This window comes from Stenotrophomonas sp. 220_Sma, from assembly GCF_056487375.1.
This window is the reverse complement of the sequence record NZ_CM151348.1, coordinates 3,206,019-3,231,106: the sequence shown is the minus strand read 5'-3', so window position 1 is coordinate 3,231,106 and position 25,088 is coordinate 3,206,019. Positions and strand designations below refer to the sequence as shown.

General features: G+C 66.1%; 21 protein-coding genes. 8 read left to right on the top strand and 13 right to left on the bottom strand.

The genetic code is table 11. The features are described from left to right. The first annotated feature begins 43 nt into the window (after positions 1-43). The 6 genes from ACZLIB_RS15180 to ACZLIB_RS15155 all read left to right on the top strand — a co-directional run bounded on the left by ACZLIB_RS15180 (position 44) and on the right by ACZLIB_RS15155 (position 6,882). Complete coding sequence (locus ACZLIB_RS15180) at positions 44-604, top strand: NADPH-dependent FMN reductase (RefSeq protein ID WP_032129634.1); 561 nt, start codon at positions 44-46, stop codon at positions 602-604. Positions 605-816: 212 nt separating this feature from the next. Then, a complete protein-coding gene (locus ACZLIB_RS15175; RefSeq protein ID WP_032129633.1) occupies positions 817-2,253 on the top strand; it encodes a replicative DNA helicase in 1,437 nt (478 codons plus the stop codon). 169 nt (positions 2,254-2,422) lie between these two features. Beyond that, complete coding sequence (locus ACZLIB_RS15170; protein ID WP_350259443.1) at positions 2,423-4,666, top strand: TonB-dependent receptor family protein; 2,244 nt, start codon at positions 2,423-2,425, stop codon at positions 4,664-4,666. After that, complete coding sequence (locus ACZLIB_RS15165) at positions 4,666-6,255, top strand: alkaline phosphatase D family protein (RefSeq protein ID WP_478468047.1); 1,590 nt, start codon at positions 4,666-4,668, stop codon at positions 6,253-6,255. Before ACZLIB_RS15170 ends, ACZLIB_RS15165 begins: the two co-directional genes overlap by 1 nt. 169 nt (positions 6,256-6,424) lie before the next feature. Further along, entirely contained in the window at positions 6,425-6,637 is a 213-nt protein-coding gene (locus ACZLIB_RS15160; RefSeq protein WP_010486834.1) for a hypothetical protein, read from the top strand. Next, a complete protein-coding gene (locus ACZLIB_RS15155) occupies positions 6,634-6,882 on the top strand; it encodes a hypothetical protein (RefSeq protein ID WP_253143566.1) in 249 nt (82 codons plus the stop codon). The genes ACZLIB_RS15160 and ACZLIB_RS15155 overlap by 4 nt, the downstream gene beginning before the upstream one ends. Positions 6,883-6,907: 25 nt before the next feature. On the opposite strand, the gene gstA is transcribed toward ACZLIB_RS15155, so the two are convergent. Next, positions 6,908-7,510, bottom strand: a complete 603-nt coding sequence (gene gstA, locus ACZLIB_RS15150) for a glutathione transferase GstA (protein ID WP_277779156.1) — start codon at positions 7,508-7,510, stop codon at positions 6,908-6,910. Between the two features lie 123 nt (positions 7,511-7,633). Between gstA and ACZLIB_RS15145 the strand changes: the two genes are divergently transcribed. Next, complete coding sequence (locus ACZLIB_RS15145) at positions 7,634-8,530, top strand: LysR family transcriptional regulator (protein ID WP_478468045.1); 897 nt, start codon at positions 7,634-7,636, stop codon at positions 8,528-8,530. 136 nt (positions 8,531-8,666) lie between these two features. Here ACZLIB_RS15145 and lpdA read toward each other — a convergent pair whose 3' ends face one another. The 6 genes from lpdA to purB form a co-directional block, all read right to left on the bottom strand. Continuing rightward, a complete protein-coding gene (lpdA, locus tag ACZLIB_RS15140; protein WP_008264626.1) occupies positions 8,667-10,103 on the bottom strand; it encodes a dihydrolipoyl dehydrogenase in 1,437 nt (478 codons plus the stop codon). A gap of 63 nt (positions 10,104-10,166) precedes the next feature. Next, complete coding sequence (sucB, locus tag ACZLIB_RS15135; RefSeq protein ID WP_478468043.1) at positions 10,167-11,366, bottom strand: dihydrolipoyllysine-residue succinyltransferase; 1,200 nt, start codon at positions 11,364-11,366, stop codon at positions 10,167-10,169. 40 nt (positions 11,367-11,406) lie between these two features. Next, positions 11,407-14,238 carry a 2-oxoglutarate dehydrogenase E1 component gene (locus ACZLIB_RS15130; RefSeq protein WP_478468042.1) on the bottom strand — a complete coding sequence of 944 codons (2,832 nt, stop codon included), beginning with the start codon at positions 14,236-14,238 and terminating at the stop codon, positions 11,407-11,409. A 186-nt stretch (positions 14,239-14,424) separates the two neighbouring features. Further along, on the bottom strand, positions 14,425-15,321 hold the full coding sequence (locus tag ACZLIB_RS15125) for a GNAT family N-acetyltransferase (RefSeq protein ID WP_049398739.1): 897 nt from the start codon (positions 15,319-15,321) through the stop codon (positions 14,425-14,427). 9 nt (positions 15,322-15,330) lie between these two features. Further along, complete coding sequence (locus ACZLIB_RS15120; protein WP_478468041.1) at positions 15,331-16,743, bottom strand: ribosomal protein uL16 3-hydroxylase; 1,413 nt, start codon at positions 16,741-16,743, stop codon at positions 15,331-15,333. A 733-nt stretch (positions 16,744-17,476) separates the two neighbouring features. Next, positions 17,477-18,844, bottom strand: coding sequence for an adenylosuccinate lyase (gene purB / locus ACZLIB_RS15115; protein WP_049422054.1), 1,368 nt, complete (start codon positions 18,842-18,844; stop codon positions 17,477-17,479). Between the two features lie 294 nt (positions 18,845-19,138). Here purB and ACZLIB_RS15110 point away from each other — a divergent pair, with 294 nt between their 5' ends. After that, a complete protein-coding gene (locus tag ACZLIB_RS15110) occupies positions 19,139-20,566 on the top strand; it encodes a class II fumarate hydratase (RefSeq protein WP_049400231.1) in 1,428 nt (475 codons plus the stop codon). A 105-nt stretch (positions 20,567-20,671) separates the two neighbouring features. Here ACZLIB_RS15110 and ACZLIB_RS15105 read toward each other — a convergent pair whose 3' ends face one another. The 6 genes from ACZLIB_RS15105 to ACZLIB_RS15080 all read right to left on the bottom strand — a co-directional run bounded on the left by ACZLIB_RS15105 (position 20,672) and on the right by ACZLIB_RS15080 (position 25,013). Further along, positions 20,672-21,097 carry a hypothetical protein gene (locus ACZLIB_RS15105; RefSeq protein WP_032130459.1) on the bottom strand — a complete coding sequence of 142 codons (426 nt, stop codon included), beginning with the start codon at positions 21,095-21,097 and terminating at the stop codon, positions 20,672-20,674. A gap of 106 nt (positions 21,098-21,203) precedes the next feature. After that, positions 21,204-21,809: a YggN family protein gene (locus tag ACZLIB_RS15100; RefSeq protein WP_478468039.1), complete on the bottom strand. Its 606-nt coding sequence runs from the start codon at positions 21,807-21,809 to the stop codon at positions 21,204-21,206. Positions 21,810-21,840: 31 nt separating this feature from the next. After that, positions 21,841-22,728: a DUF4097 family beta strand repeat-containing protein gene (locus tag ACZLIB_RS15095; protein WP_032130457.1), complete on the bottom strand. Its 888-nt coding sequence runs from the start codon at positions 22,726-22,728 to the stop codon at positions 21,841-21,843. Between the two features lie 25 nt (positions 22,729-22,753). Beyond that, positions 22,754-23,782: an ABC-2 transporter permease gene (locus ACZLIB_RS15090; RefSeq protein WP_201116784.1), complete on the bottom strand. Its 1,029-nt coding sequence runs from the start codon at positions 23,780-23,782 to the stop codon at positions 22,754-22,756. Next, entirely contained in the window at positions 23,779-24,654 is an 876-nt protein-coding gene (locus ACZLIB_RS15085; protein WP_032130455.1) for an ABC transporter ATP-binding protein, read from the bottom strand. The genes ACZLIB_RS15090 and ACZLIB_RS15085 overlap by 4 nt, the downstream gene beginning before the upstream one ends. Then, the gene (locus tag ACZLIB_RS15080; RefSeq protein ID WP_006453095.1) at positions 24,654-25,013 is read right to left on the bottom strand and encodes a GntR family transcriptional regulator; all 360 of its coding nucleotides are present in this window, start codon (positions 25,011-25,013) and stop codon (positions 24,654-24,656) included. Before ACZLIB_RS15080 ends, ACZLIB_RS15085 begins: the two co-directional genes overlap by 1 nt. Between the last annotated feature and the right edge of the window lie 75 nt (positions 25,014-25,088).

Genomic DNA, 25,088 nt, shown 5'->3' with positions numbered 1-25,088 from the left:
GGCGACTAGGCTGGGCCTCCCGCACCGTGAGGAGTATGTCCCGATGTCCGTCCCCACCATCGCCGTGTTCGTCGGCAGCCTGCGCAAGGATTCCTGCAACCGCAAACTGGCCCATGCGCTGGAGAAGATTGCCGGCGACCGTGCGCGCTTCCAGTACGTGCAGATCGGTGATCTGCCGCTGTACGACCAGGACTTCGATGGCCACTATCCGGCGCAGGGTACCCGGCTGAAGGACCAGGTCCGTGCCGCCGATGCGGTGCTGTTCGTGACCCCGGAATACAACCGGTCGGTGCCGGGCGTGCTGAAGAACGCCATCGATATCGGCTCGCGCCCGTACGGTGACAGCGCGTTTGCCGGCAAACCGGCGGCGGTGATCGGCGCCTCCATCGGCCAGATCGGCACCGCCGTGGCCCAGCAGCACCTGCGCAACAGCCTGGCCTTCCTGGACATGCACGTGCTCGGCCAGCCCGAGGCGTTCATTCATTTCAAGGACGGCCTGATCGATGCCGATGGCACGGTCCACAATGAAGGCACGCAGAAATTCCTGCAGGGCTACGTGGACCGGTTCCTGGCGCTGATCGCGGTTCACGTCAAGGGCGATTGACGCCAGCGGTTGCCAGCCCCATCTGCGATAATGTCCGCTCGGGTGCCGCAATGGCGCCCGTCGCAGGCAGTGCGACGCTCCCACGCCAGTCTGGCCAGGCACCGGCGGATATCCCCCGTTTCTCCACGGCTTATCCACAGGCTTGTCCATGGCCGCCGGGGTCGGCGCATGCCTACACTCGTCCGGCCCACTTTCGCAGGAAACACCGCAGCATGTCCGCTCGCCCCGGCTTCCGTTCCAACCGCAGAGAGCGCGGTGATGGCTTCGATCGCGATCGCGATCGCGACGAGTCGCGCATCGACCAGTTGCGGGTACCGCCTCATTCGGTGGAAGCCGAGCAGGCGGTGCTGGGTGGCCTGATGCTGGCCCCTGAGGCCTATGACCGGGTCAATGACCAGCTGACCGAAGGCGATTTCTACCGCCGCGACCACCAGATGATCTATCGCGCGATCCGTGAGCTGTCCGAGCGCGAGCGGCCGTTCGATGCGGTGACCCTGGGCGAGTGGTTCGAATCGCAGGGCAAGATGGAACTGGTGGGCGATGGTGCCTATCTGATCGAACTGGCCAGTACCACCCCGTCGGCGGCCAACATCGTGGCCTACGCCGAGATCGTGCGTGACAAGGCGGTGCTGCGGCAGCTGATCCAGGTGGGTACCGACATCGTCAACGACGGTTTCCAGCCCGAGGGACGAGAGAGCAGCGAGCTGCTGGCCTCGGCGGAAAAGAGCGTGTTCGCCATCGCCGAACAGGGCGCACGCGGCCGTACCGATTTCGTGGCGATGCCCGGTGCATTGAAGGATGCCTTCGAAGAGCTGCGCAGCCGCTTCGAGAACGGCGGCAACATCACCGGCCTGCCGACCGGCTACAACGATTTCGATGCGATGACCTCCGGCCTGCAGCCGACCGACCTGATCATCCTTGCCGCGCGCCCGGCCATGGGCAAGACCACCTTCGCACTGAACATCGCCGAGTACGCGGCGATCAAGTCGAAGAAGGGCGTGGCGGTGTTCTCGATGGAAATGTCGGCATCGCAGCTGGCGATGCGCCTGATTTCCTCCAACGGCCGCATCAACGCACAGCGCCTGCGTACCGGCCAGCTGGAAGACGAGGACTGGAGCCGCGTCACCAGCGCGATCAAGATGCTGAAGGAAACCAAGATCTTCATCGACGACACGCCTGGCGTGTCGCCGGAAGTGCTGCGTTCCAAGTGCCGCCGCCTCAAGCGCGAACATGACCTGGGCCTGGTGGTGATCGACTACCTGCAGCTGATGAGCGTGCCGGGCAACAGCGAAAACCGCGCGACCGAAATCTCGGAGATCTCGCGTTCGCTGAAGGGCCTGGCCAAGGAACTGCACGTGCCGGTGATCGCGCTGTCGCAGCTCAACCGCTCGCTGGAAACGCGTACCGACAAGCGCCCGGTGATGGCCGATCTTCGCGAATCGGGCGCAATCGAGCAGGATGCGGACATGATCGTCTTCATCTACCGCGACGACTACTACAACAAGGAAAATTCGCCGGACAAGGGCCTGGCGGAGATCATCATCGGCAAGCACCGTGGTGGCCCAACCGGTTCGTGCAAGCTGAAGTTCTTCGGCGAGTACACCCGCTTCGACAACCTGGCCCACGATTCGGTCGGTTCATTCGAATAACCGTAGTGCCGGCCGCTGGCCGGCCCCCCACGGCCGGCAAACCATTCGAAACGCCAAACGTCCGTATGTGGCGTGTAAATGACATGTAACGCGACGCTTCTACGATTCCGCCGCTGCTGCCCTTCGACGCCGCCCTTCGGCGTCCAGCGTGCCCAAGGAATCCGCCCCCATGCCGTCCCACGCTCCGCTCCGCCGCAATCTGCTGGCCCTGCTGGTCTGTGCTTCGCTGCCGTCGCTGGCTGTCGCTGAAACCGCCCCCGCCCCCGACGCGCAGTCGGCTACCACCCTTGACTCGATCTCGGTGATCGGCCGCGGTGAAGCGCGCCAGGTGCAGCGCGTGACCGCCGAGGACATGAAGGTGCTGCCGCCGGGTGCCAATCCGCTGAAGCTGCTTGCGACCAAGCCGGGCGTGCATTTCGAATCGGCCGATGCCACCGGCGCCTACGAATGGTCCACCACCATCAGCCTGCGTGGCTTCAACCAGAACCGCCTGGGCTACACCCTTGATGGCATCCCGCTGGGCAACATGGCCTATGGCAACAGCAACGGCCTGCACATCAGCCGCGCGGTGATCAGCGAGAACCTGGGCGGTGCGGAGGTCTCCACCGGCATCGGCGCACTGGGTACGCCGTCCACCAGCAACCTCGGCGGCGTGTTCCAGTTCTACTCGATCGATCCGTCCACCGAATATGGGGTCGTGCTGGCACAGAGCTTTGGCAGTGACAGCGCACGCCGCAGCTATGCGCGCCTGGAGACCGGCGAGCACCAGGGCTTTGCCGCCTACCTGTCCGGCGTGTATTCGGAAGGTGACAAGTGGAAGGGCAAGGGCTCGCAGGAGCTGAAGCAGTTCAACGGCAAGGCCACCTACAACTTCGGAACGGACAGCAGGATCACCGCGCTGTTCAACGCCTCGCGCCGGGTCGAGGCCGATTACCAGGATCTGTCGCTGGAAATGATCGATCGCCTCGGCTGGGACTGGGACAACTACGCGCCGGACTGGGATCGCGCCGTCGCCGCCGCACGCGGCAAATTCAGCGGCGGCGTCAACAGCCCGTGGGATGCGTACTACTCCGGCCACGGCCTGCGCAATGATGACCTGTCCAGCATTGCCGGCGATTTCGGCCTGAACGAGTCGATGCGCTTGAAGGTCAACGTCTACAACCACAGCAACCGTGGCCAGGGCCACTGGTTCAGCCCGTCCAATCCGTCGAACCCGGGCACCAGCCGCGAGATTCCGATCTCGATCCGCACCACCGAGTACGCGATCGACCGTACCGGCGTGACCTCGGCGTTCACCTGGAACGTCGGTGGCCACGAACTGGAAGCCGGCCTCTGGTACGAGGACAACGGCCACAGCGTGCAGCGCAACTTCTACTACATCGACGGCCCGATCACCGACGACTTCTTCCTGCGCAACCCGGACCAGCGCGTGTGGCACCAGCGCTACACCACCATCACCCGCCAGTTCTACGTGCAGGACCGCTTCCGCCTGTTCGATGACCGACTGACCATCGACATCGGTGCGAAGTCGCCGCACACCCGCACCAGCGTGCGCACGCCGCTGGGCAGCTATGCCAACAACAGCAGCCTGACCTCGAAGAAGGGCCTGCTGCCGCAGGCCGGCTTCAACTTCAAGCTCAACGAAGGCAACGAGATCTTTGGTTCGTTCGCCAAGAACATCGCGGCCTATGCACTGGGCGTGGGCAGCCCGTTCAATGTGCCGCAGGCCGCCTTCGATGCCAGCGCGAAGAACCTGAAGCCGGAACAGTCGCGCACCATCGAGCTGGGTTGGCGTGGCTACGGCCGCGGCTATGAAGCCTCGGTGGCGGTGTACGACGTCAAGTTCGACAACCGCCTGCTGGCCATCGCGCAGTGCGTGGGCATCCTCGGTTGCCCGGCACTGTTCTCCAACGTCGGTTCTGTGACCAGCCGCGGCGCCGAGGCGACCCTGCAGCTGAAGCCGATGCAGGACCTGACGTGGTCCAATGCGCTGTCCTGGAATGACAGCACCTACGACAACGACTACGTGAACAACGGCGTGGTGCCGACCCGCGGCAAGACGACCGTCGACACCCCGGAATGGATGTTCGCCAGCACCCTGGCGTGGACCCCGGGCCCCTGGGACCTGCGCCTGGCCGCCAACCATGTCGGCAAGCGCTACGTGACCTATACCAACGATGTGTCGGTGCCGAGCTACTGGCTGGTCAACGCCTCGGCGGCCTATGACTTCGGCAAGCTCGGCCCGGCGCAGAACCTGACCGTAGCGCTGAACCTGACCAACCTGACCGACAAGCGCTACCTGTCCTCGATCAACACCAATGGCACCTACGCCGCTGACCCGACCCGCAGCCTGGCGACCATGCAGGTCGGCGCGCCGCGCCAGGTGATGGCCACCGCTACCGTGCGCTTCTGATGCGCGGGCCTGTCGATCCGGAAAGCCGTCGTCGCCTGCTGCGCATGGCGTGGCAGGGCACGGGGGCGGCGATCGCGCTGGCGGCGATGCCGGGGTTGGCCACGGCCGGCCCACGGCCGCGGCTGGGGCGCGATCCCTTCACCCTCGGTGTCGCCGCCGGTGATCCGGATCCACAGGGGGCCGTATTGTGGACGCGGCTGGCACCGGACCCGCTCAATGGCGGCGGCATGCCGTCGCGGGCGGTGCCGGTGCGCTGGTTCGTGGCCGAGGACCCGGCCATGCGCCGGCTGGTGCAGCGGGGGACTGCGGCCGCGGTGCCCGAGCTGGCGCATTCGGTGCACGTGGAGGTCAACGGCCTGCGCCCAGGCCGCGACTACTACTACCGTTTCGCCTGCGACGGCGATGAGGAAAGCGCGGTCGGCCACTTCCGCACCGCGCCGCCGCTGGACACGCAACTGCAGCAGCTTCGGTTGGCCTTGTGCACCTGCCAGGCCTGGAACAGCGGCTACTACCCGGTCCTGCGCGATATCGCGCAGAGCGATGTCGACCTGGTGCTGCATGCCGGGGACTACCTGTACGAATACAGCCCGCTGCAGAACGCGCGTGGTCGTGCGCTGGATGCGCAACGCTTCAGTGGCGAGACCGTCAGCCTGGAGCGCTACCGTGACCAGTACGCGCTGTACAAGCTCGATCCGGATCTGCAGGCCGCGCATGCCGCACACGCGTTCGCGGTGATCTGGGACGACCATGAAGTACAGAACGATTACTCCGGCATCCACCCGGAAAAGCCCGGTGTATCGACCGAAGATTTCATCGTGCGTCGTGCGGCGGCCTACCGCGCGTTCTACGAGCACCTGCCGATGCGCAGCACACCTGCGGGCAACGGCGGCCTGCGCGTGCATCGGCGCCTGCGCTACGGCGATCTGGCACAGCTGACCCTGCTCGATTGCCGCCAGTTCCGCCCGGCCAATCCCTGTGGCGTGGGCGAGTCGCCACGCTGTGATGCTGCACTGGACCCGCGCATGAGCATGCTCGGCACGGGCCAGGAGGCGTGGTTCGCGCAGTCGATGGCGGCCGCGCAGGGCACGCGCTGGAACGTGGTGGTGCAGCAGTTGCTGATGGCGCAGCTGCGGCTGGACGGTGGCACGCCACGCGAGCGCTTCTGGAATGACGCCTGGGATGGCTATCCCGCCGCACGTAACCGGCTGCTGCAGGCGATGCAGGCAGGCGGGCAGGGCAATGCCATCGTGCTGGGCGGCGACTGGCATTCCACCTTCGTCAACGACCTGAAGCTGGATTTCGACGCGGCCAGTGCGCCGGTCGTAGCCACCGAATTCATCGCTCCGGCGATCAGCAGTGGCGGCGACGACACGCCATACGGGCCGTACTACGGGCCGTCGATTCCGCAGAACCCGCATATCCGCTATTTCGACGGTGACCGCCGTGGCTGGTGGAAGCTGCAGCTGAACCGGCAGACCGTGGATGCGGAACTGCGCTTCACCGACAGTGTGCTGCGTGCGGACGCTGCGGTGCGCACCGCGGCGCGTTTCCAGGTGACCCACGGCCGTCCGGGCGCGGTCCCGGTGTAAATCCCTGCGGTAGTGCCGGCCGCTGGCCGGCAACCTCCTGAATCTCCGGTTTCCCCGCAATCGGTTTCATCGCCCCCAGCCCCGGTTTCGTCGCAAACCGTTTGCGGGTGGCCAGGGCGGGGCGCCAAGGTGTCCGCAGGCGGCAAGGTGCCGCCCCAAGGAGACCGTGATGAAGACCCTGTTCGCGCTCGGTGTGTGGTGCCTGCTGTTCGTGCTGTGCTGGCCGCTGGCGATCCTCGCCCTGATCGCCTGGCCGTTCGTGTGGCTGCTGAGCCTGCCGTTCCGCCTGGTCGGCATCACCTTCTCGGCCCTGTTCGCGTTCCTGCGCGCGCTGTTCATGCTGCCGGCGCGCCTGCTCGGTGGCCGAGCGGTGGCTGCATGAGGACGGTGCTGCTGGTGGCGCTGGCATTGCTCGCGGGGCCGGCACTGGCCACACCTCCAGCGCCACCGTCGGTGTGGCTGGAACGCCAGCAGACTGCTGCGGCTGACGAGGCGAATGCTGCCGCGGTCTCTGTGCAGAAAGCCAAGGAGCGCTGCAGGGTCGCGAAGGAATGGAAGGTCGGCGAGACGGTGGTGCAGCATCGGGTCTGCGACGATCCACCGAAGAAGCCTGCTGGAAAGGTGTAGCGCCGAGCCTGTGCTCGGCTCCACATCACGCTGCCTCGGCACGCAGCGCCGCCTGCACGGCCGGTCGTGCGTTGATCCTGCGGGCATAGGCAGGCAGCGCCGGCCACACCGCCAGATCGATGGAGAAGAAGCGGCACCAGCCCAGCACCGTGAAAAGATAGGCATCGGCGACGCTGAAGTCCGGTCCCATGAGGAAGTCCTGCGTTGCCAACGTCTCCTGCAGCAGGTCGAAACGCTTGAACAGCTTCTGCCGGAAGAAGGCCTTGGCCGCTTCCGGCAGATCGGCGTTGAACAGCGGCGCCGAGCCGGCGTGGATCTCGCTGGTCACGAAGTTCAGCCATTCCTGCAGTCGTACCCGCTCCCAGCTGCCGACCGGCGGGGCCAGCGCGCATCCGGGTTTCAGGTCGGCCAGGTACTGGACGATGGCCGGGCCCTCGGTCAGCACCTTCCCGTCATCCAGTTCCAGCGCCGCGACATAGCCTTTGCGGTTGATGGTGCGGAAATCGCGGCCATCGGCGGTCTGTTTGCTGGCGTTGTCGACCTTGACCAGCTCGAAGGGGAGGCCAAGTTCACGTAGCACGATATGGGGCGACAGCGAGCAGGTGTAGGGCGCGTAGTACAGCTTCATGGAGGGTCTCGAGGGAGAAAGGACGGCCGGGTCAGCCGGTGCGAGGCAGTCTGCTGTGCGAGCTGTATCCGGTAAAATCAATCTTCGATTTTTCTCCCATAAGCTGGGCTACTGCCTGTCATGATGAATCTTGCCCACTGGCGCCTGCTGGTTGCGGTGGCCGACGAGGGAACCATCTCGCGCGGCGCTGACCGGGTCGGCATCAGCCAGTCTGGTGCCAGCCAGGCCCTGGCCCAGCTGGAGTCCTCATTGGGGTTTGCGGTGTTCGTGCGCGAGCGGCGTCAGGTCGAGATCACTGCGCTCGGGCAGCGGGTGATCGAACACGCGCGCATCATGCTGGGCGGCCTGCAGGCGATCCGCGCGCTGGCCGATGACAGCCAGGGATTCAGTGGTGCACGCATCCGCCTGGCGACCTTCCCGTCACTCGTTTCCAGCGTGCTGCCAGCGCTGCTGCGGGATTTCCAGCGCCGCCACCCGGGCATCGAGGTGGTGATCGTGGAGGGTACGGACGAGGAGGTCGAGCGCTGGCTCGAATCGGGCACGGTCGACGCCGGGGTGGTGATGAACCCCGCTGCAGATCGCGCCCCGTTGATGCTGGGCAGCGACGGGTGGATGGCGGTGCTTACGCAGGCGCATCCGCTGGGGCGTCGCGCCACCGAAAGCGGGGTGGCTTTGAGCGAGCTGGCGGGCGAACCCTTCATCCTCGCAACAGGGGGCTGCGCGGTGAACGGTCAGCGCCTGATGGCGGACGCTGGCCTACAGCTGAGCGACGTACGGGTGACCGTGCGCGACTGGGCCAGCGCGTGCGTGCTGGCGCGCGAGGGACTGGGCGTCTCGCTGGTACCGGAATCGACATTGCCGGACGATCTCCACGGCCTGCGCGTGCTGCCGGTGAAGCCGACCATCCGTCGATTGTTTGGCCTGGTCTTTTCGCCGGCGGGTTGCGCATCGCGTGCAACGCAGGTCTTCATGCGGGAGCTGGCCACGGCCGTTGCGGGCAGTGCGTCAGGATCAGCGTGAGCCCGCTACCGGCGGGGAGCCGGAGTGTGCGGGCGTCAAGCTGCCCGCCAGGGGTGCGGGCAACAAAAAACCCCGCCGAGGCGGGGTTTTTTGTATCCAGTCATACCGGCCAGCGGCCGGCACTACCAGCGAACGATCAGTTCGCCTTGTGGATGGCGCGCTTGCTGACCGCCATCGCCGCGTCGTGGATCACTTCCGACAGCGACGGGTGGGCGTGGCAGATACGGGCCAGGTCATCGGCCGAGCCGCTGAACTCCATGGTCAGCACGCCTTCGTGCACCAGTTCGGAGACGTTGGCGCCGACCAGGTGCATGCCGAGGATGCGATCGGTTTCAGCATGGGCCAGGATCTTCACGAAGCCAGCCGGCTCGATCATCGCCACGGCACGGCCGTTGGCGGCGAACGGGAAGCTGCCGGCCTTGTACGGAATGCCTTCGGCCTTCAGCTGGGCTTCGGTCTTGCCGACCCAGGCCAGTTCCGGCTCGGTGTAGATGACCCACGGGATGGTGTCGAAGTTGACGTGGCCCGGCAGGCCGGCGATCAGCTCAGCCACCGCGATGCCTTCCTCGAAGCCCTTGTGTGCCAGCATCGGGCCGCGCACGCAGTCGCCGACCGCCCACACGCCGTTGACGCCGGTGTGGCAGTGCGCGTCGACTTCGATCTGGCCGCGCTCGTTGATCTTGACGCCGGTGCCTTCGGCCAGCAGGCCCTTGGTGGCGGCGCGACGGCCAACGGCCACCAGCAGCTTGTCCACGGTCAGGGTCTTTTCGCCTTCGCTGTCGGTGTAGGTGACAACGACTTCCTTCTTCTTGCCCTTGCCGGTGATCTCGGTCTTGGAGACCTTGGCGCCGAGGCGGATGTCCAGGCCCTGCTTCTTGAATTCCTTGGCAGCGGTCTTGGCCACTTCGGCGTCGGCCACGGCCAGGAACTCCGGCAGTGCTTCCAGGATGGTGACTTCAGCGCCCAGGCGCTTCCACACGCTGCCCAGTTCCAGGCCGATCACGCCGGCGCCGATCACGGCCAGGCGGTTCGGCACTTCGGTGAAGTCCAGGCCGCCGACGTTGTCGACGATGGTCTCGCCGTCGAACTTGGCGAACGGCAGTTCGATCGAATCCGAACCGGCCGCGATGATGACGTTGGTGCCCTTCAGCTCGACGATGGAACCGTCATGCTGGGTGACCTTGACCACGTTGCCCGGCTGCAGTTCGCCGAAGCCGTAGTAGGCGGCGACCTTGTTGGCCTTGAACAGCATGCCGATGCCGCCGGTGAACTGCTTGACGATCTTGTCCTTGCGGCCAACCATCGCCTCGACGTCGATCTTGGCATCCTTGAAGCTGATGCCGTGGTCGCCAAAGATGTGGCCCATGTTCCAGAACTGGCGCGAGGAATCCAGCAGCGCCTTGGACGGGATGCAGCCCACGCGCAGGCAGGTGCCGCCCAGCGCCGGCTTGCCGTCCTTGCCCAGCGCTGCGTCGATGCAGGCGGTCTTCAGGCCCAGCTGGGCCGCGCGGATGGCAGCGTGGTAACCGGCCGGGCCGGCACCGATGACGACGACGTCGAATTGTTCAGCCATTGAATTATTCCTTGATGCATTACCAGAACCCCTCCGCGCAGGCGCGGAGGGGCGGGAGGTGTCTTACAGGCCGAACAGCATGCGGCCCGGGTTTTCCAGCTGGTTCTTGATGTCCACCAGGAACTGCACCGAGTCCTTGCCGTCGATGATGCGGTGGTCGTACGACAGCGCCAGGTACATCATCGGCGCGATCACGACCTGGCCGTTCTGGGCGATCGGACGCTCCTTGATGGCATGCATGCCCAGGATGGCGCTCTGCGGCGGGTTGATGATCGGGGTCGACAGCAGCGAACCGAAGGTGCCGCCGTTGGTCACGGTGAAGGTGCCGCCCTGCAGTTCTTCCAGGCTCAGCTTGCCATCACGGGCCTTCTTGGCGTAGTCGGCGATGGTCTTCTCGATGTCGGCGAACGACATGCGCTCGACGTTGCGCAGGACCGGCGTGACCAGGCCCTTCTCGGTCGAGACGGCGATCGAGATGTCCGAGTAGCCGTGGTAGATGATGTCGTCGCCGTCGATCGAGGCGTTGACCAGCGGGAAGCGCTGCAGGGCATTGGCCGCGGCCTTCACGAAGAAGCTCATGAAGCCCAGCTTGATGCTGTGGGCCTTGACGAACTCGTCCTGCAGTTCCTTGCGCGCCGCCGACACCTTGGACAGGTCGACTTCGTTGAAGGTGGTCAGCATGGCGGTCGAGTTCTTCGACTCCATCAGGCGCTCGGCGATGCGCTTGCGGATGCGGGTCATCGGCACGCGCTCTTCCGGACGTGCGCCACCGGCCTTGCCGGCGCCGCCGTTGCGGGCGAAGTTGACGATGTCTTCCTTGGTCACCGCGCCGCGACGGCCGGTGCCGTCGACGTCGGCCGGGTTCACGCCTTCGGTGATGGCGGTGAAGCGGGCGCCCGGCGGCAGGGTGTCGGCGGCCGACTTGGCAGCCGGGGCCGGAGCAGCGGCGGCGGCCGGAGCGGCAGCGGCCGGAGCGGCCTCGGCCTTCTTCTCTTCAGCGGCCGGAGCCGGGGCAGCAGCGACGGCGCCTTCCTCGATGATCGCCACGACCTGGCTGGAGGTCACGGTCGAGCCTTCGGCGAACTTGATTTCCTTGAGCACGCCGTCGACCGGCGACGGCACTTCCAGGACGACCTTGTCGGTTTCCAGGTCAAGCAGGTTTTCGTCGCGCTTGACGGCGTCGCCCACCTTCTTGTGCCAGGTGGCGATGGTGCCGTCGGCGACGGATTCGGGCAGTACCGGGGCTTTGACTTCGGTGGCCATTGCGGGAGCTTCCTGGTTTGTCTTCTAAATAGGGGGAGGATTATTCAGCGAACGTGTCGTTGAACGGGTTGACCAGTGCATCGGCGACCAGCTGCTGCTGTTCGCGGACGTGGTCAGCCATGTGACCGGCAGCCGGCGAAGCCGAACGTGCGCGACCGGCGTAGTGCAGGTTCTGGCCATCGGCCAGGCAGAACTGCAGGTGGTGGCGGATCTGGTACCACGCACCCTGGTTCTGCGGTTCTTCCTGCGTCCACACCACGTCGGTGGCCTTGCCGTACTTCTTCAGTTCGGCAGCCAGCAGCGCACGCGGGAACGGGTACAGCTGCTCCACGCGGATGATCGCCACGTCGTCCTGGCCACGCTTGGTCTGGTCTTCCAGCAGGTCGTAGTAGACCTTGCCCGAGCACAGCACCACGCGCTTGACCTTCTTGGCGTCCGCATTGGCGTCGCCGATCAGGTGCTGGAACTCGCCGTTGGCCAGTTCGTCCAGGGTCGATACGGCCAGCTTGTGGCGCAGCAGCGACTTCGGCGACATCACCACCAGCGGCTTGCGGGTGGTCAGGTGCTGCTGGCGACGCAGCATGTGGAAGGCCTGCGCCGGGGTCGACGGCACCACCACCAGCATGTTCTCCAGTGCGCACAGCTGCAGGAAGCGCTCCAGGCGCGCCGAGCTGTGTTCCGGACCTTGCCCTTCATAACCATGCGGCAGCAGCAGGGTCAGGCCGGAGATGCGGCCCCACTTGGCTTCACCGGCGGCGATGAACTGGTCGATGACGACCTGGGCACCGTTGGCGAAGTCGCCGAACTGGCCTTCCCAGATGCACAGCGTGTTCGGATCGGTGGTGGAGAAGCCGTACTCGTAGGCCATCACCGCTTCTTCGCTCAGCAGCGAATCGATGACGGTGGCCTTCTCCGGCGAATCCACCAGCTGCCGCAGCGGCATGTAGTAGTTGTCGGTCTTCTGGTCGTGCAGGATCGCGTGGCGGTGCGTGAACGTACCGCGACCCACGTCCTGGCCGACCAGGCGCAGGGCACTGCCTTCGTCGAGCAGGGTGGCGTAGGCCAGGTTCTCGGCAAAGCCCCAGTCGCCCGGGATCTCGCCAGCGGCCATCTTGCGGCGGTCGTCGTAGACCTTGGCCACGCGCGAGTGCAGCTGCACTTCGTCCGGAATGGTGTTGATCAGCTTGGCCAGCTCGACCAGCTTGTCCTTCTCGACCTTGGTCGAGATCGGGTCGGACAGCTTGCCTTCCAGCAGCTTCGGCCAATCGACGAACAGCGGGCTGGTCGGCGGGGTCTTCTCGACCTTGGCCAGCTCGGTGGTCACTTCACCGGCATCCAGCTTCTCGCGGTAGGCATCGACCATCGCCTTGCCGGTACCGGCGGCGATCACGCCCGCCTTTTCCAGCTGCTCGGCGTACATCTCGCGGGTGGTGGCGTGCTTGCGGATCACCTGGTACATCAGCGGCTGGGTGATCGCCGGTTCGTCGGCCTCGTTGTGGCCCCAGCGGCGGTAGCACATCAGGTCGATGACCACGTCCTTGGCGAACTTCTGGCGGAACTCGAAGGCCAGCTGCGCGGCGAACACAACGGCTTCCGGATCATCGCCGTTCACGTGCAGCACCGGGGCGGCGATCATCTTCGCCACGTCGGTGGCATAGCGCGTGGAACGCGTATCCAGCGGGTTGGAGGTGGTGAAGCCGACCTGGTTGTTGACCACGATGTGCACGGTGCCGCCGACGGCGAAGCCGCGGGCCTGCGACATCTGGAACAGTTCCATGACCACGCCTTGGCCGGAGAAGGCCGCGTCGCCGTGGATCAGGATGGGCATGACCTGCTTGCGCGCGGTGTCCTTGCGGCGCTCCTGGCGCGAACGCACGGAACCGGCCACGACCGGGTCGGCGATTTCCAGGTGCGACGGGTTGAACGCCAGCGCCAGGTGCACCGGGCCGCCATCGGTGGCGACGTCGGCCGAGAAGCCCATGTGGTACTTCACGTCACCGGCCGAGGCGTGCTCGTCGTGCTCGAACTTGCCTTCGAATTCGTCGAACAGCTTGCGCGGGTTCTTGCCCAGGGTGTTGACCAGCACGTTCAGGCGGCCGCGGTGGGCCATGCCGATCACCACGTCCTTGACGCCATCCTTGCCGGCGCTGCGGATGATGGTGTCCATCATCGGGATCAGCGAGTCGCCGCCTTCCAGCGAGAAGCGCTTCTGGCCGACGTACTTGGTGTGCAGGTAGCGCTCCAGGCCTTCAGCCGCAGTCAGGCGCTCCAGGGTGCGGCGCTGGGTATCAGCGTCCAGCTGGTAGTTGCCACCGGCCAGTTCCAGCTTCTTGTAGATCCACTGGCGCTGCTCGACCTCGGAGATGTGCATGAACTCCGCACCGATCGAGCCGGTGTAGGTCGCCTTCAGGCGTGCCAGCAGGTCGCGCAGCTTCATGCGCGGCTGGCCACCGACGCCGCCGGTGCTGAACTCGCTGTTGAGGTCGCCATCGGACAGGCTGTGGAACGGCAGGCCCAGGTCCGGGGTGTTGACCGGTGCGGCCAGGCCCAGCGGATCGAGGCGGGCGTCCAGGTGGCCGCGCGAACGGTAGGCAGTGATCAGACGACCGACATTGCGCTCGCGCTCGTCGCCTGCACCGTTGCCGGTACCGGCCTTCAGCGCATCCTTGGCCGCGTCCGCAATGTGGGAGATGACGGCCGAGTGCGGAATGTCACCTGCTTCACGGCCCTTGAAGCCGTCGAAGTAGGCTTTCCATTTGGGATCGACACTATCCGGGGAGACCAGGTACTGCTCGTACAGGTCCTCGACATAGGAGGCGTTGCCGCCGGCGAGTTGCGAAGATTGCGCAAACTGCTTCAGTTGATTGTCCACGATGGAGGGTGTTGATTCGCTTTGTGGGGTATGGCTTCAGAAGGACCCGGCAGGAAGATGAATAGCCCTGCGCGGGCGCGTTCAAACAGCCAAATTGTACCCCCAACCGGACACGAAGGGGCACCACCAGAGGTATCGCGCGTCCCCCGGTGCCGGTTCCAGACAGGTTGAGTCAGCCCGCTCCGCTCAGATGCCGAGCGCGCGCAGTTCGCTGCAATCACGCGAACGGTCCCAGACGCGCTGCAATTGCTGCTCGAACGGCTGCGAACGTGTCGGCAGCGCGATGCCGGCTTCGCCGTCGAGGCGATGGCCGATCAGACGAAAGTAGAAGTCGCCCGCATCGTTGAGCAGACAGGCCGAGGCCAGTGCACGGTCGACCGGGTCGGTGACCTCGCGGAACTGGATCACGCTGGGCAGGCGCTGGGCCAGCGCCAGCAGTGGCGCCCCGGCAGAGGCGATCGCGGCGGCGTCGTGCACGATCACCCGCAGCTGCTTGTCGTGGCGGGCGGTGACGAAGCGGCGCAGGGCGGCCTGTACCGGGGGCGCGTCGAGCAGCCCGGGGTCCAGCTGGCGGCTGTGCAGCCATAGCTGGCGACGGGCGCGGTGGATGATGGCCGTGGTGATGGCCACCGCCTCGGCGCGGCTGTCGATGGCGCTGGCCGCGCCCAGCCGGCGGCGCATCTGCTGGTGGCCGATGCCGGCCTCCTCGAACACCTCGCCTTCGGGCAGGAAACCCTGGCGGGCATAGAAGTCACGGGCGGGCAGCTGGGCGTGCAGATGCAGCTCGGCCAGGCCGAGCCGGCGCCCGGCCTCCACCAGTGCTTCCAGCAGGGCCCCGCCGACCCCGTGGCTGCGATGGCTGGCCAGCACCGCCATGCGGCCGATGCGGCCATCCGGGGCCAGCCGGCCCGTGCCGACCGGCTGGTTGTCACTGTCCAGCGCCAGCACATGGGCACTGACCGGGTCCAGCGCATCGCGTTCCAGCTCGGCGGCGATGCCCTGTTCCTGCACGAACACGCGTTGGCGCACCTCGTGGATGGCAACGTGGGCATCGGCGTGGCTGACCTGCTGGACCCGGATCATGGCGATGGCTCAGGCCCGGCCGGCGCTGTCGTCTTCTTCGTCGTCCTCGAAGTTGACGATGACCTCGATGCCGTCGTCGTGCACGGTCACGGAGTGGACATCGTCGGATACCGCATCGGCGTCGATCGCATCCACGCGGTCACGGCCTTCGACGACCTCGCCGAGCACCACGGCATCCTCGCCGTCGTCCTCGTCTTCGGCCTCGTATACCTCATTCGGGTCGATCAGCTGGAACACCCCGCCGACCAGCAGCTGCTGGACCACGGCACGGCCCTCGTCGGACAGGCCGCGATAAGCGGCGGCGTCCAGCTGTTCGGTGCCAGCCAGGCGCTGCGCGTCCTTCACCGGCAGCGCGAAGTCCTGGCCGCTGACATACAGGCTGGCGCCACGCTTGGCCCGGCGCCAGGCCAGGCGGGCCCACGGGTGGCGCTGCAGCAGCAGGCCCGATGCCAGGGCCTGGACCACTTCTTCCTGTGCCGGTGCGGCCTGGTGGGCCATCACTTCGCCGGCCGCGCGGTAGGTGGTGATGAAGCGGCCGAACCAGTCGCCCAGCTTGTCCGGGTCGTTCATGCGGATGGCGTTGAGCGCGGTGATCACGCGCGCCATCGCCACTGTGTCGATTTCGTTCGGGTCGGCCGGCACCTTCAGGTCGGCATCCTGGTAGCGGATGTTCTCGTCGGCATCGGCGATCAGGGTGTCCAGGTAGTCGCTGATCAGCTCGGCCGAAGACGGCGCGCGCATGCCGAACGAGAATGTCAGGCAGGGATCTTCGGCGACGCCGTGGTGCGGCACGTTCGGCGGCAGGTACAGCATGTCGCCCGGCGCCAGCACCCAGTCGTGGGTCGGCTTGAACACCTTCAGCAGCTTCAGCTCCACGTCGGGGCGGAAGCCCAGCGGCGGCTGCTTGCCCTTGATCGATTCGCTGGCATCGATCTGCCAGCGGCGATGGCCATGGGCCTGCAGCAGGAACACGTCGTACTGGTCGACATGGGCGCCGACCGAGCCGCCGGTGGCGGCGAAGCTGATCATCACGTCATCCATGCGCCAACGCGGCAGGAAGCTGAAGTGCTCGATCAGGGCGCGCACGTCCGGGTCCCACTTGTCCACGTCCTGCACCAGCAGGGTCCAGTCGTGGTCGGGCAGGGCGGGGAACACGTCTTCCTGGAATGGACCGGTGCGTACGCGCCAGCCGTCCTGGGTCTTGTCGTGCTCGATCAGGCGTGCCAGCACGCCTTCCTCGCAGGCCAGCCCGGCCAGGTCTTCCGGCTGCACCGGGGTCTGGAAGTTGGGGAAGGCGTTGCGGATCAGCAGCGGGCGTTTCTGCCAGAAGTCGCGCAGGAAGGTGGCCGGCGCCATGCCCAGCGGCTGGCCGGGGCGGGCGGTGACTTCGATGAGGGGGGCGGAGGACTTGCGGGCGGCCATGGGGGAGTTCCTTGCAGCGGAAAGCGGGAGGGGCGGCGCGGCGGGCCGCCTGAGATCTCCATTGTCCGCCGTTCGTGGGCATTGCGCACGTGCGCGGGTTTGTCGCGGGGGTTCCGGCCAACGGCGGAGCCCCTCGTGGCGGGGGCTGGTCGCGTAAAGCGCTGGCTTCATGGGCTGGGCCGGGTGGGGTGGGTTCGCGGGACACGCCGTAAACCCATCCCTGGGGGCTCGATGGCGCCATCCATGGCGCCAACGGTCCCGCGAACCCACCCCGCCCGGCCCCTGACAGTTTCCTGCGCGGCCCGCCACGGAATGGAAGAAAAAAAGCAAGGCAAAAGCGGGTCGCGCGCTGCGCTTGCTCATGCTCCTGTAGAGCCGAGCCCATGCTCGGCTTGCTGTTGGAACAAGCAGCCGAGCATGGGCTCGGCTCTACAATCAGCCAAAAACAACAGAGGGACGCGGCGAAGCCGCGTCCCTCTTTCAAATTCCGTCCCGACAACCCAAAGCTCTTCGATCCGTCACCAGGAATCTGTCAGAGGTGGGGCGGGATGGGCCAGCGGGACCGTTGGCGCCATGGATGGCGCCATCGAGCCCCCATGGACGGGTTTACGGCGTGTCCCGCTGGCCCATCCCGTCCCGCCCAGCTAGCAGCAATCCAGAGCCGCTCTTGACGTTGCTGTTGCCGTTGCCTGCCGCAGGCAGCGCCCGCGGCCGCCGCCGCAAAGGAAACCCCTTAGATCTTCTTCGCCAGCGACTCGGCCAGGCCGGTGTAGCTGCCCGGGGTCATCTCCAGCAGACGCTGCTTCGCATCCGCCGGCAGCTCCAGCCCCTGCACGAACGCACGCATCGACTCGGCGGTGATGCCCTGGCCGCGGGTCAGCGCCTTCAGCTGCTCGTACGGGTTCGGCAGGCCGTGGCGGCGCATCACCGTCTGCACGGCTTCGGCCAGCACTTCCCAGGCCGCGTCCAGATCGGCATCCAGGCGCTGCGGGTTCACTTCCAGCTTGCCCAGGCCCTTGGCCAGCGAATCCAGCGCCACCTGGCTGTGGCCGAACGCGGTGCCCAGCGCACGCAGCACGGTGGAGTCGGTCAGGTCACGCTGCCAGCGGCTGATCGGCAGCTTCGCGCTGAAGTGCTCGAACAGCGCGTTGGCAATGCCGAAGTTGCCTTCCGCATTCTCGAAGTCGATCGGGTTGACCTTGTGCGGCATCGTCGACGAGCCGACTTCGCCTTCCTTCAGGCGCTGCTTGAAGTAGCCCAGCGAAACATAGCCCCAGATGTCGCGCGCCAGGTCGATCAGGATGATGTTGGCGCGGCGTGCGGCATCGCCGATCTCGGCGATGTTGTCGTGCGGCTCGATCTGCGTGGTGTACGGGTTGAACACCAGGCCCAGGCCGGTCACGAAGCGCTCGGCGAAGGCCGGCCAGTCCACGTCCGGGTAGCTGGCGATGTGGGCGTTGTAGTTGCCCACCGCGCCATTGATCTTGCCGGTCAATTCGACCGCGGCAATCTGCCTGCGCTGGCGTTCCAGGCGGGCGACCACGTTGGCCAGTTCCTTGCCCAGGGTGGTGGGCGAGGCGGTCTGGCCGTGGGTGCGCGACAGCATCGGCTGGCCGGCCTGGGCGTGGGCCAGGCTGCGCAGGCTGTTGGCGATGCCGTCCAGGGTCGGCAGCAGCACCTCGCGGCGGGCCTGTTCCAGCATCAGGCCGTAGCTGAGGTTGTTGATGTCTTCGCTGGTGCAGGCGAAATGCACGAATTCCAGCGCCGGGGCCAGCTCGGCGTCGTCCTTCAGCTGTTCCTTGATGAAGTACTCCACCGCCTTGACGTCATGGTTGGTGGTGCGCTCGATCTCCTTCACGCGCGCGGCCTGGACCGGGCTGAAGCTGGCGGCCAGGGCACGCAGGCGCGCGATGGCGGCGTCGGAGAACGGGGCCAGTTCGACGATGCCCGGCTCGGCGGCCAGGGCCAGCAACCACTCCACTTCGACCGTGATGCGGGCCTTGATCAGGCCGTACTCGGAGAAGATCGGGCGCAGGGCGTCGACCTTGCCGGCATAGCGGCCATCGAGCGGGGACAGGGCGAGCAGGGCGGAATCGGACATGTCGGCAGGGCTGGGGCGAGCGGCGGGGGCCATATTCTACGACGTGCCGGTGAGGGAGTGCCGGCCGCTGGCCGGCAACCACGCCCGGCCCACGATTCCATGGATTGCCGGCCAGCGGCCGGCACTACCCCTTGCGCGTGCAGATCGGCCCTGCGGATGAAACGATCTGGCCCGCCCTCGTCATCCCACGCTGCGGGCAAGGGAGTATCGTTGGCGCAGCCGCCAGCCCGGGAAGCGACACCCTGCCAGCCGCCGCTTCCCTTTCCCCAACTGAAGTAGTGCGGAGTTGATGCAATGAGCAAAGCTGCAAGCAAGGGTTTCAGAATCGAACACGACAGCATGGGCGAGCTGCAGGTGCCTGCGGACGCCCTGTGGGGCGCCCAGACCCAGCGTGCCGTGCAGAACTTCCCGGTGTCGGGCCAGCGCATGCCGCGCGGTTTCATCCGTGCCTTGGGCCTGGTCAAGGGCGCCGCCGCGGGCGTCAACGCAGAACTGGGCCACCTGCCGAAGAACGTGGCCAAGGCCATCCAGACCGCTGCCGCCGAAGTGGCCGCCGGCAACTGGGACGCGCAGTTCCCGATCGATGTCTACCAGACGGGTTCTGGCACGTCGTCGAACATGAATGCCAATGAGGTCATCGCCACCCTGGCCAACCGTGCCGGCAAGGCGGGCAAGACCACTGTGCACCCCAATGACCACGTCAACCAGGGGCAGAGCTCCAACGACGTGATTCCGACCGCGTTGCGGGTGTCGGCGGTGTTGGCGACGCATGAGCAGCTGCTGCCGGCGCTGGTGCACCTGCGCAAGACCCTGGACAAGAAGGGCCGCAGCCTGCGCAAGGTGGTCAAGACCGGCCGCACCCACCTGATGGATGCGATGCCGCTGACCTTCGAGCAGGAATTCGGCGCGTGGTCGGCGCAGCTGGCGTCGGCGCAGGAGCGTATCGAAGACAGCCTCAAGCGCGTGCGCCGGCTGCCGCTGGGTGGCACCGCCATCGGCACCGGCATCAATGCCGATCCGCGCTTCGGTGCACAGGTGGCCAAGGCACTGAAGCAGCAGACCGGTTTCAAGTTCGACAGTGCCGAGAACAAGTTCGAAGGCCTGGCCGCACAGGACGACGCGGTGGAGCTTTCCGGTCAGCTCAATGCGCTGGCGGTGGCGCTGATCAAGATCGCCAACGACCTGCGTTGGATGAACGCCGGTCCGCTGGCCGGGCTGGGCGAGATCGAACTGCCGGCGCTGCAGCCGGGCAGCTCGATCATGCCGGGCAAGGTCAACCCTGTGATTCCGGAAGCGACGGTGATGGCCTGTGCACAGGTGATCGGTCACCACACTGCGATCACCGTGGCCGGGCAGACCGGCAACTTCCAGCTCAACGTCACCCTGCCGCTGATCGCAGTGAACCTGCTCGATGGCATCGGCCTGCTGGCCAACGTGTCCACCCTGCTGGCCGACAGTGCGATTGCCGGGCTGAAGGTGCGCGAGGACCGCGTGGCCGAGGCGCTGGCGCGCAACCCGATCCTGGTTACCGCCCTCAACCCGATCATCGGCTACGAGAAGGCGGCGGCGATTGCCAAGCGTGCGTACAAGGAACAGCGCCCGGTACTGGATGTGGCGCTGGAGGACAGTGGACTGGAGGAGGCCGAGCTGCGTCGCCTGCTGGACCCGACCGCGCTGACCGCCGGTGGCATCCAGGCCGGTGGCGGCGGCGCCGGCGGTTGATCGGCCGGTTGTAGAGTCGAGCCATGCTCGACTGTTGTTCCGGAGTCGAGCATGGCTCGACTCTACAAGAAAGCAGAAACGCCGCCCTTTGGGCGGCGTTTTTTTTCAGCGACGGTCGGCGACGATGTTGCCGAAGGTGTCGGTGTAATCCTTGAACTCCGGGATGCGCTGGATCAGGTCCGCCGGAATCACGACCATGCCCTCCGGCGGTTGGATCTTCACCGGCTGCATGTTGGGATCGGCCGGTGCGGCCACCAGGGTGTTCTGGCGCAGCACCTGCAGTTTGCCGAACATGGTCTGCAGCATCTGTTTCTGCCCGTCGTCCAGCGGAATCTGGATCTCGTCCATCTTCATCGTGCCGTCGGCGAGGATGATGATGTTCGGCGCGGGCGGGCGACGCACGGTGACCATGCCTTCGCTTACGGAAATCTTGGGTTTGCCACGCTCGGCGCGGTGGTTGCGGTACTCCTGGTCACAGCCGGCCAGGCCAAGGCAGAGCAGGGCGGTCAACAGCAGAAACAGCTTCTTCATGACATTCGGTTCGGGGGCGTCCGGGGCCGCTATTGTAAGCCGGGCGGCGCACTACGGCCGGCAGCTGGACGCCGCTGCCGGCCGGGTGCGCTGATCTGTCACAGGCCTAGCGCTGGACCACGGTGTCCTTGCCGCAGTCGTCCACGTCGCTCTGGTCCATGGTCGCGTAGGGCTTGAATGCCGGCAGTTCACGTGCGAGCGCCTGCTGGCTGGCCAGCATCGCCGGAAGGCGGTCGCAGATGCGCTTGGCCTGGGCTTCGATCTTCTCGGCTTCGGCATTGATGCGCTTTTCAATACCTTCGCTGTCGCCGCTGAAAATGCCCTTCAGCGCTTCGCCGGCAGCACTGGCACCCAGTTTGGCGCCGGCCAGGCCGACATCCATGCCGTCCATCGCGATGGCGACCACGTGGCCGCGGTAGTCCTGCAGATGACGGCGCTGGATATCGTTGGCGGCGATCTCCTTGCCCGCGATCAGCAGGCGGCCATCCGGCGTGATCTCCGCACGCGGCTGCTTGTCCGCCGAGATCTTGATGTTGCCCTGGGCGATATCCTTGCGGGCATCGTCCATCGCGTTCCTGACGGTCTCGCCGACGCCGCCTGTGGCTTCGGCCACACTCTTGCCAACGGTCTTGTCGGGTGCTGACGACGTGCCGCCGCAGGCGATCAGCGGCAGGGACAGCAGCACAGCGGGCAACAGGCGCAACAGGTTCATGGTGTTCCCCTGGTAGTGTCTGGAAGAGGGTTTACTTGCTGCGCGGCAGAGTGACCCGGCCGCTGACGTTGCGATGATCGACGTCACCGCTGCCGCTGTGGTCGACGGTCAGCGTGCCGCGCACGCCGTCGACGTTGATGTCGCCCGAGCCGTGGCTGCGGACATGCACATTGCCGCCGATGTCGGCCAGATCGACCCCGCCGGAGCCGACCACGCCTACTTCAACGCTGCCCTGCACGCGCTTGAACTCGATATCACCCGAGCCCACGGTATCCAGCCGCGCGTTGCCACGCACATCGCTGATCTTCAGGTCACCGGAGCCGACGGTACCGGTGCTGGCATCGCCGCTGATGTTGCGTACGGTGACGTCGCCGGAACCCAGCGACAGCAGATTCAGGGAGCTGCCGCCATCGATGTTGAGGTCGCCCGAACCCACTGCAGCGTGGATGCTGCCGCGGGTACCGCGGACCACGGCATCACCGGAACCCACGTCCACGCTCAGCGACTGTGCGTTCTCCACGCTGGCATCGCCCGAGCCGATCTTGAACTGCAGCGGCATGTTGTCCGGCACGCTGCCACGGATATCCAGCCAGGCGTAGCTGTTGCCCAGGCTGATACCGCTTTGGCGGCCGTCGCGGCGCAGGCTCACCACCAGCTTGTCGCCGACCTTGCGCTGCTCCAGCACCAGCTGGTCCAGCCATTCCTGGCTGGACGCGCAGGCGCGGCCGTCCAGCTGGCCGCCGCCAGCGCTGGCGACCACCTTCAGGTCATGCTGGTTGACCTCGAACACCACCGTCCTGGCACCAGCCACGTCCAGCTTCAGTGCGCGGGCAGCAGTGAACTTGCAGTTCGGAGCATCGGCGGCCAGCGCCGACAACGGCAACAGCAACAACGCAGAACAGGCGAGCAAAGAACGCATGGGTGGTGCCTCCGGATGGATGGGATCAGATCTCGCCGGCGCGCTTGCGCAGGCGGATGGCAAGGAAGATGAACACTGCACCGACGACGGCGCCGATCCACAGCTCCGGCATCGCCAGCGACTTCAGCTGCGAGGCGGGGGACATCAGGCTGACGACCGAGTCCAGATCGCGGCGCGATGCTTCGTCGGCGCCGAGGCGATACAGCAGGTCCATGCCGGGCACGCCGCCCAGCAGCAGGCGGCCGACGATGTTCTGCCAGAACCAGCCGGTGGTCAGGCCGAACAGCGGCATCATCTTGGTGGAGCTGACAATGATGCCGGCAAACAGCGGCAACATCACCGCCCACAGGAACGGCTTGCTCCTGGCCCATGCCGAGCACAGCAGCAGCCAGCCGGCGGTGGGCAGGGCCCACAGGGCATAGACCGGAATCCAGGCCAGGTGTCCAGCGGCCAGGGTCAGCGGGCTGGCCGGGCCCCAGATCAGGGTCATCGGGCTGCCGCCGTGCAGCAGCGCGACGGCACTGATGATCAGCATGAAGCCGAACATGGTGAGGATGCCGGCGATGACCGCGATCAACGGTGCCACGATCAGTGCGCTGATCACCTTGGACAGCACGGTCTGCGTGTCCGACAGCGGCAACGACTTCCAGAACAGGATGCTGCGGTCACGGCGATCGTCGTAGAGGGCGCCCAGGCAGTAGAAGAACACGACGAAGGCCAGCACCACGAACGGCCAACTTGAACTGAGTACCAGAGTCAGGTCCAGGCCGTTGCCAAGATCAGCAAGGTCCTTGGCACTGATGTCACGGGTGAGCAGGGCCAGGTTCAGGCCGTTGATGTTCACGTTCTCGCCATCGATGTGCAGGCCGCCGTCGCGTGCCGCACGGTTCAGCGCGAACAGGCCGAAGGCAATGCCGGCGATGCTCATCACCAGTGAGATCAGGCCCGCGATCAACGGGGCATACAGGAAGCCGCCGCGGTTCTCCCAGTACTCGCGCTTGAGCAGCCAGCGCAGGGTGCCGATCGGGCTGATGGGGTGGTTGACGGCATTCATGCGTAGGTCCCCTTCATGATGGCGACGAACAGGTCGGCCAGGCCCGGGATGCGGGTCTCGCCGAGAGAGGAAAGCTGGGTGCGCGGCACGCCATCGAACAGCATCACCGTCTTGCCGAACGCCAGGCTGCGCTCGTCGATCGGCTTCAGGGCGCGCGCGGTGTCCAGCTGGTCGGCATTGACCAGCAGCTCGGTATAGCGCTGGCCGACGTCGTCCATTTCCGCGTCGAGCACGATGCGGCCATCGCGGATGAACATCACGTCGCTGAGGATGTGCTCGATCTCCTCCACCTGGTGGGTGGTGACGATGATGGTTTTCTGTTCGTCGAAGTAGTCTTCCAGCAGGCGCTGGTAGAACTCCTTGCGGTACAGGATGTCCAGGCCGAGGGTCGGCTCGTCCAGCACCAGGATGCGGGCATCGATGGCCATCACCAGCGCCAGGTGCAGCTGCACGATCATGCCCTTGGACAGCTCGCGCACGCGCTGCTTCGGCTGCAGCTTGGTGTTGGCCAGGAAGCGCTCGCAGCGGGCGCGGTCGAAGCGCGGGTGGACGCCGGCCACGAAATCGATCGCCTCGCGCACCTTCAGCCAGCGCGGCAGCACGGCGACGTCGGCGATGAAGCAGATGTCGTTCATCAGTTCGTCGCGGTGCAGTCGCGGGTCGCGGCCGAGCACGCTCAGTTCACCCTCCACCGAGGTCAGCCCAAGAATGGCCTTCAGCGCGGTGGTCTTGCCGGCGCCATTGGGCCCGATCAGGCCGACGATGCGCCCGCTTGGAATGCTGAAACTGGCGTTGTCGAGGGCGACCGTGGTCTTGTAGGCCTTGCGCAGGCCTCGGGCGGTGATGACCGACTCACTTGCAGTGCTATTCATCAGACTTTCCCCTGGGGCAGCAATTCGTCGAGGCTCAGGCCCAGGCGCTGGATGCGCTCCAGAACCGCCGGCCATTCTTCGTTGAGGAAACGGTCGCGTTCGCTGCTGCGCAGCTGCGTGGCCGCCTGCTCGGTCATGAACATGCCCAGGCCGCGGCGCTTCTCGACCAGGCCTTCGTCGGCCAGCTCCTGGTAAGCGCGCGAAACGGTGATGGGGTTGAGTTGATAGTCGGCGGCCACCTGGCGCACCGAAGGCAGGGCATCGCCCGGCTTGAGGATTCCGTCGAGCATCATGGCGATCACGCGCTCCTTCAACTGACGGTAGATGGGAGCGCCGTCGCTCCACTGGATGTCGCTCATATTCAGCTCCGTGGGGTCAGCGGCTGGGCGAACGAGAAATACGGCATGGACAGCGCGCTGTGCAGCCGACGCGGG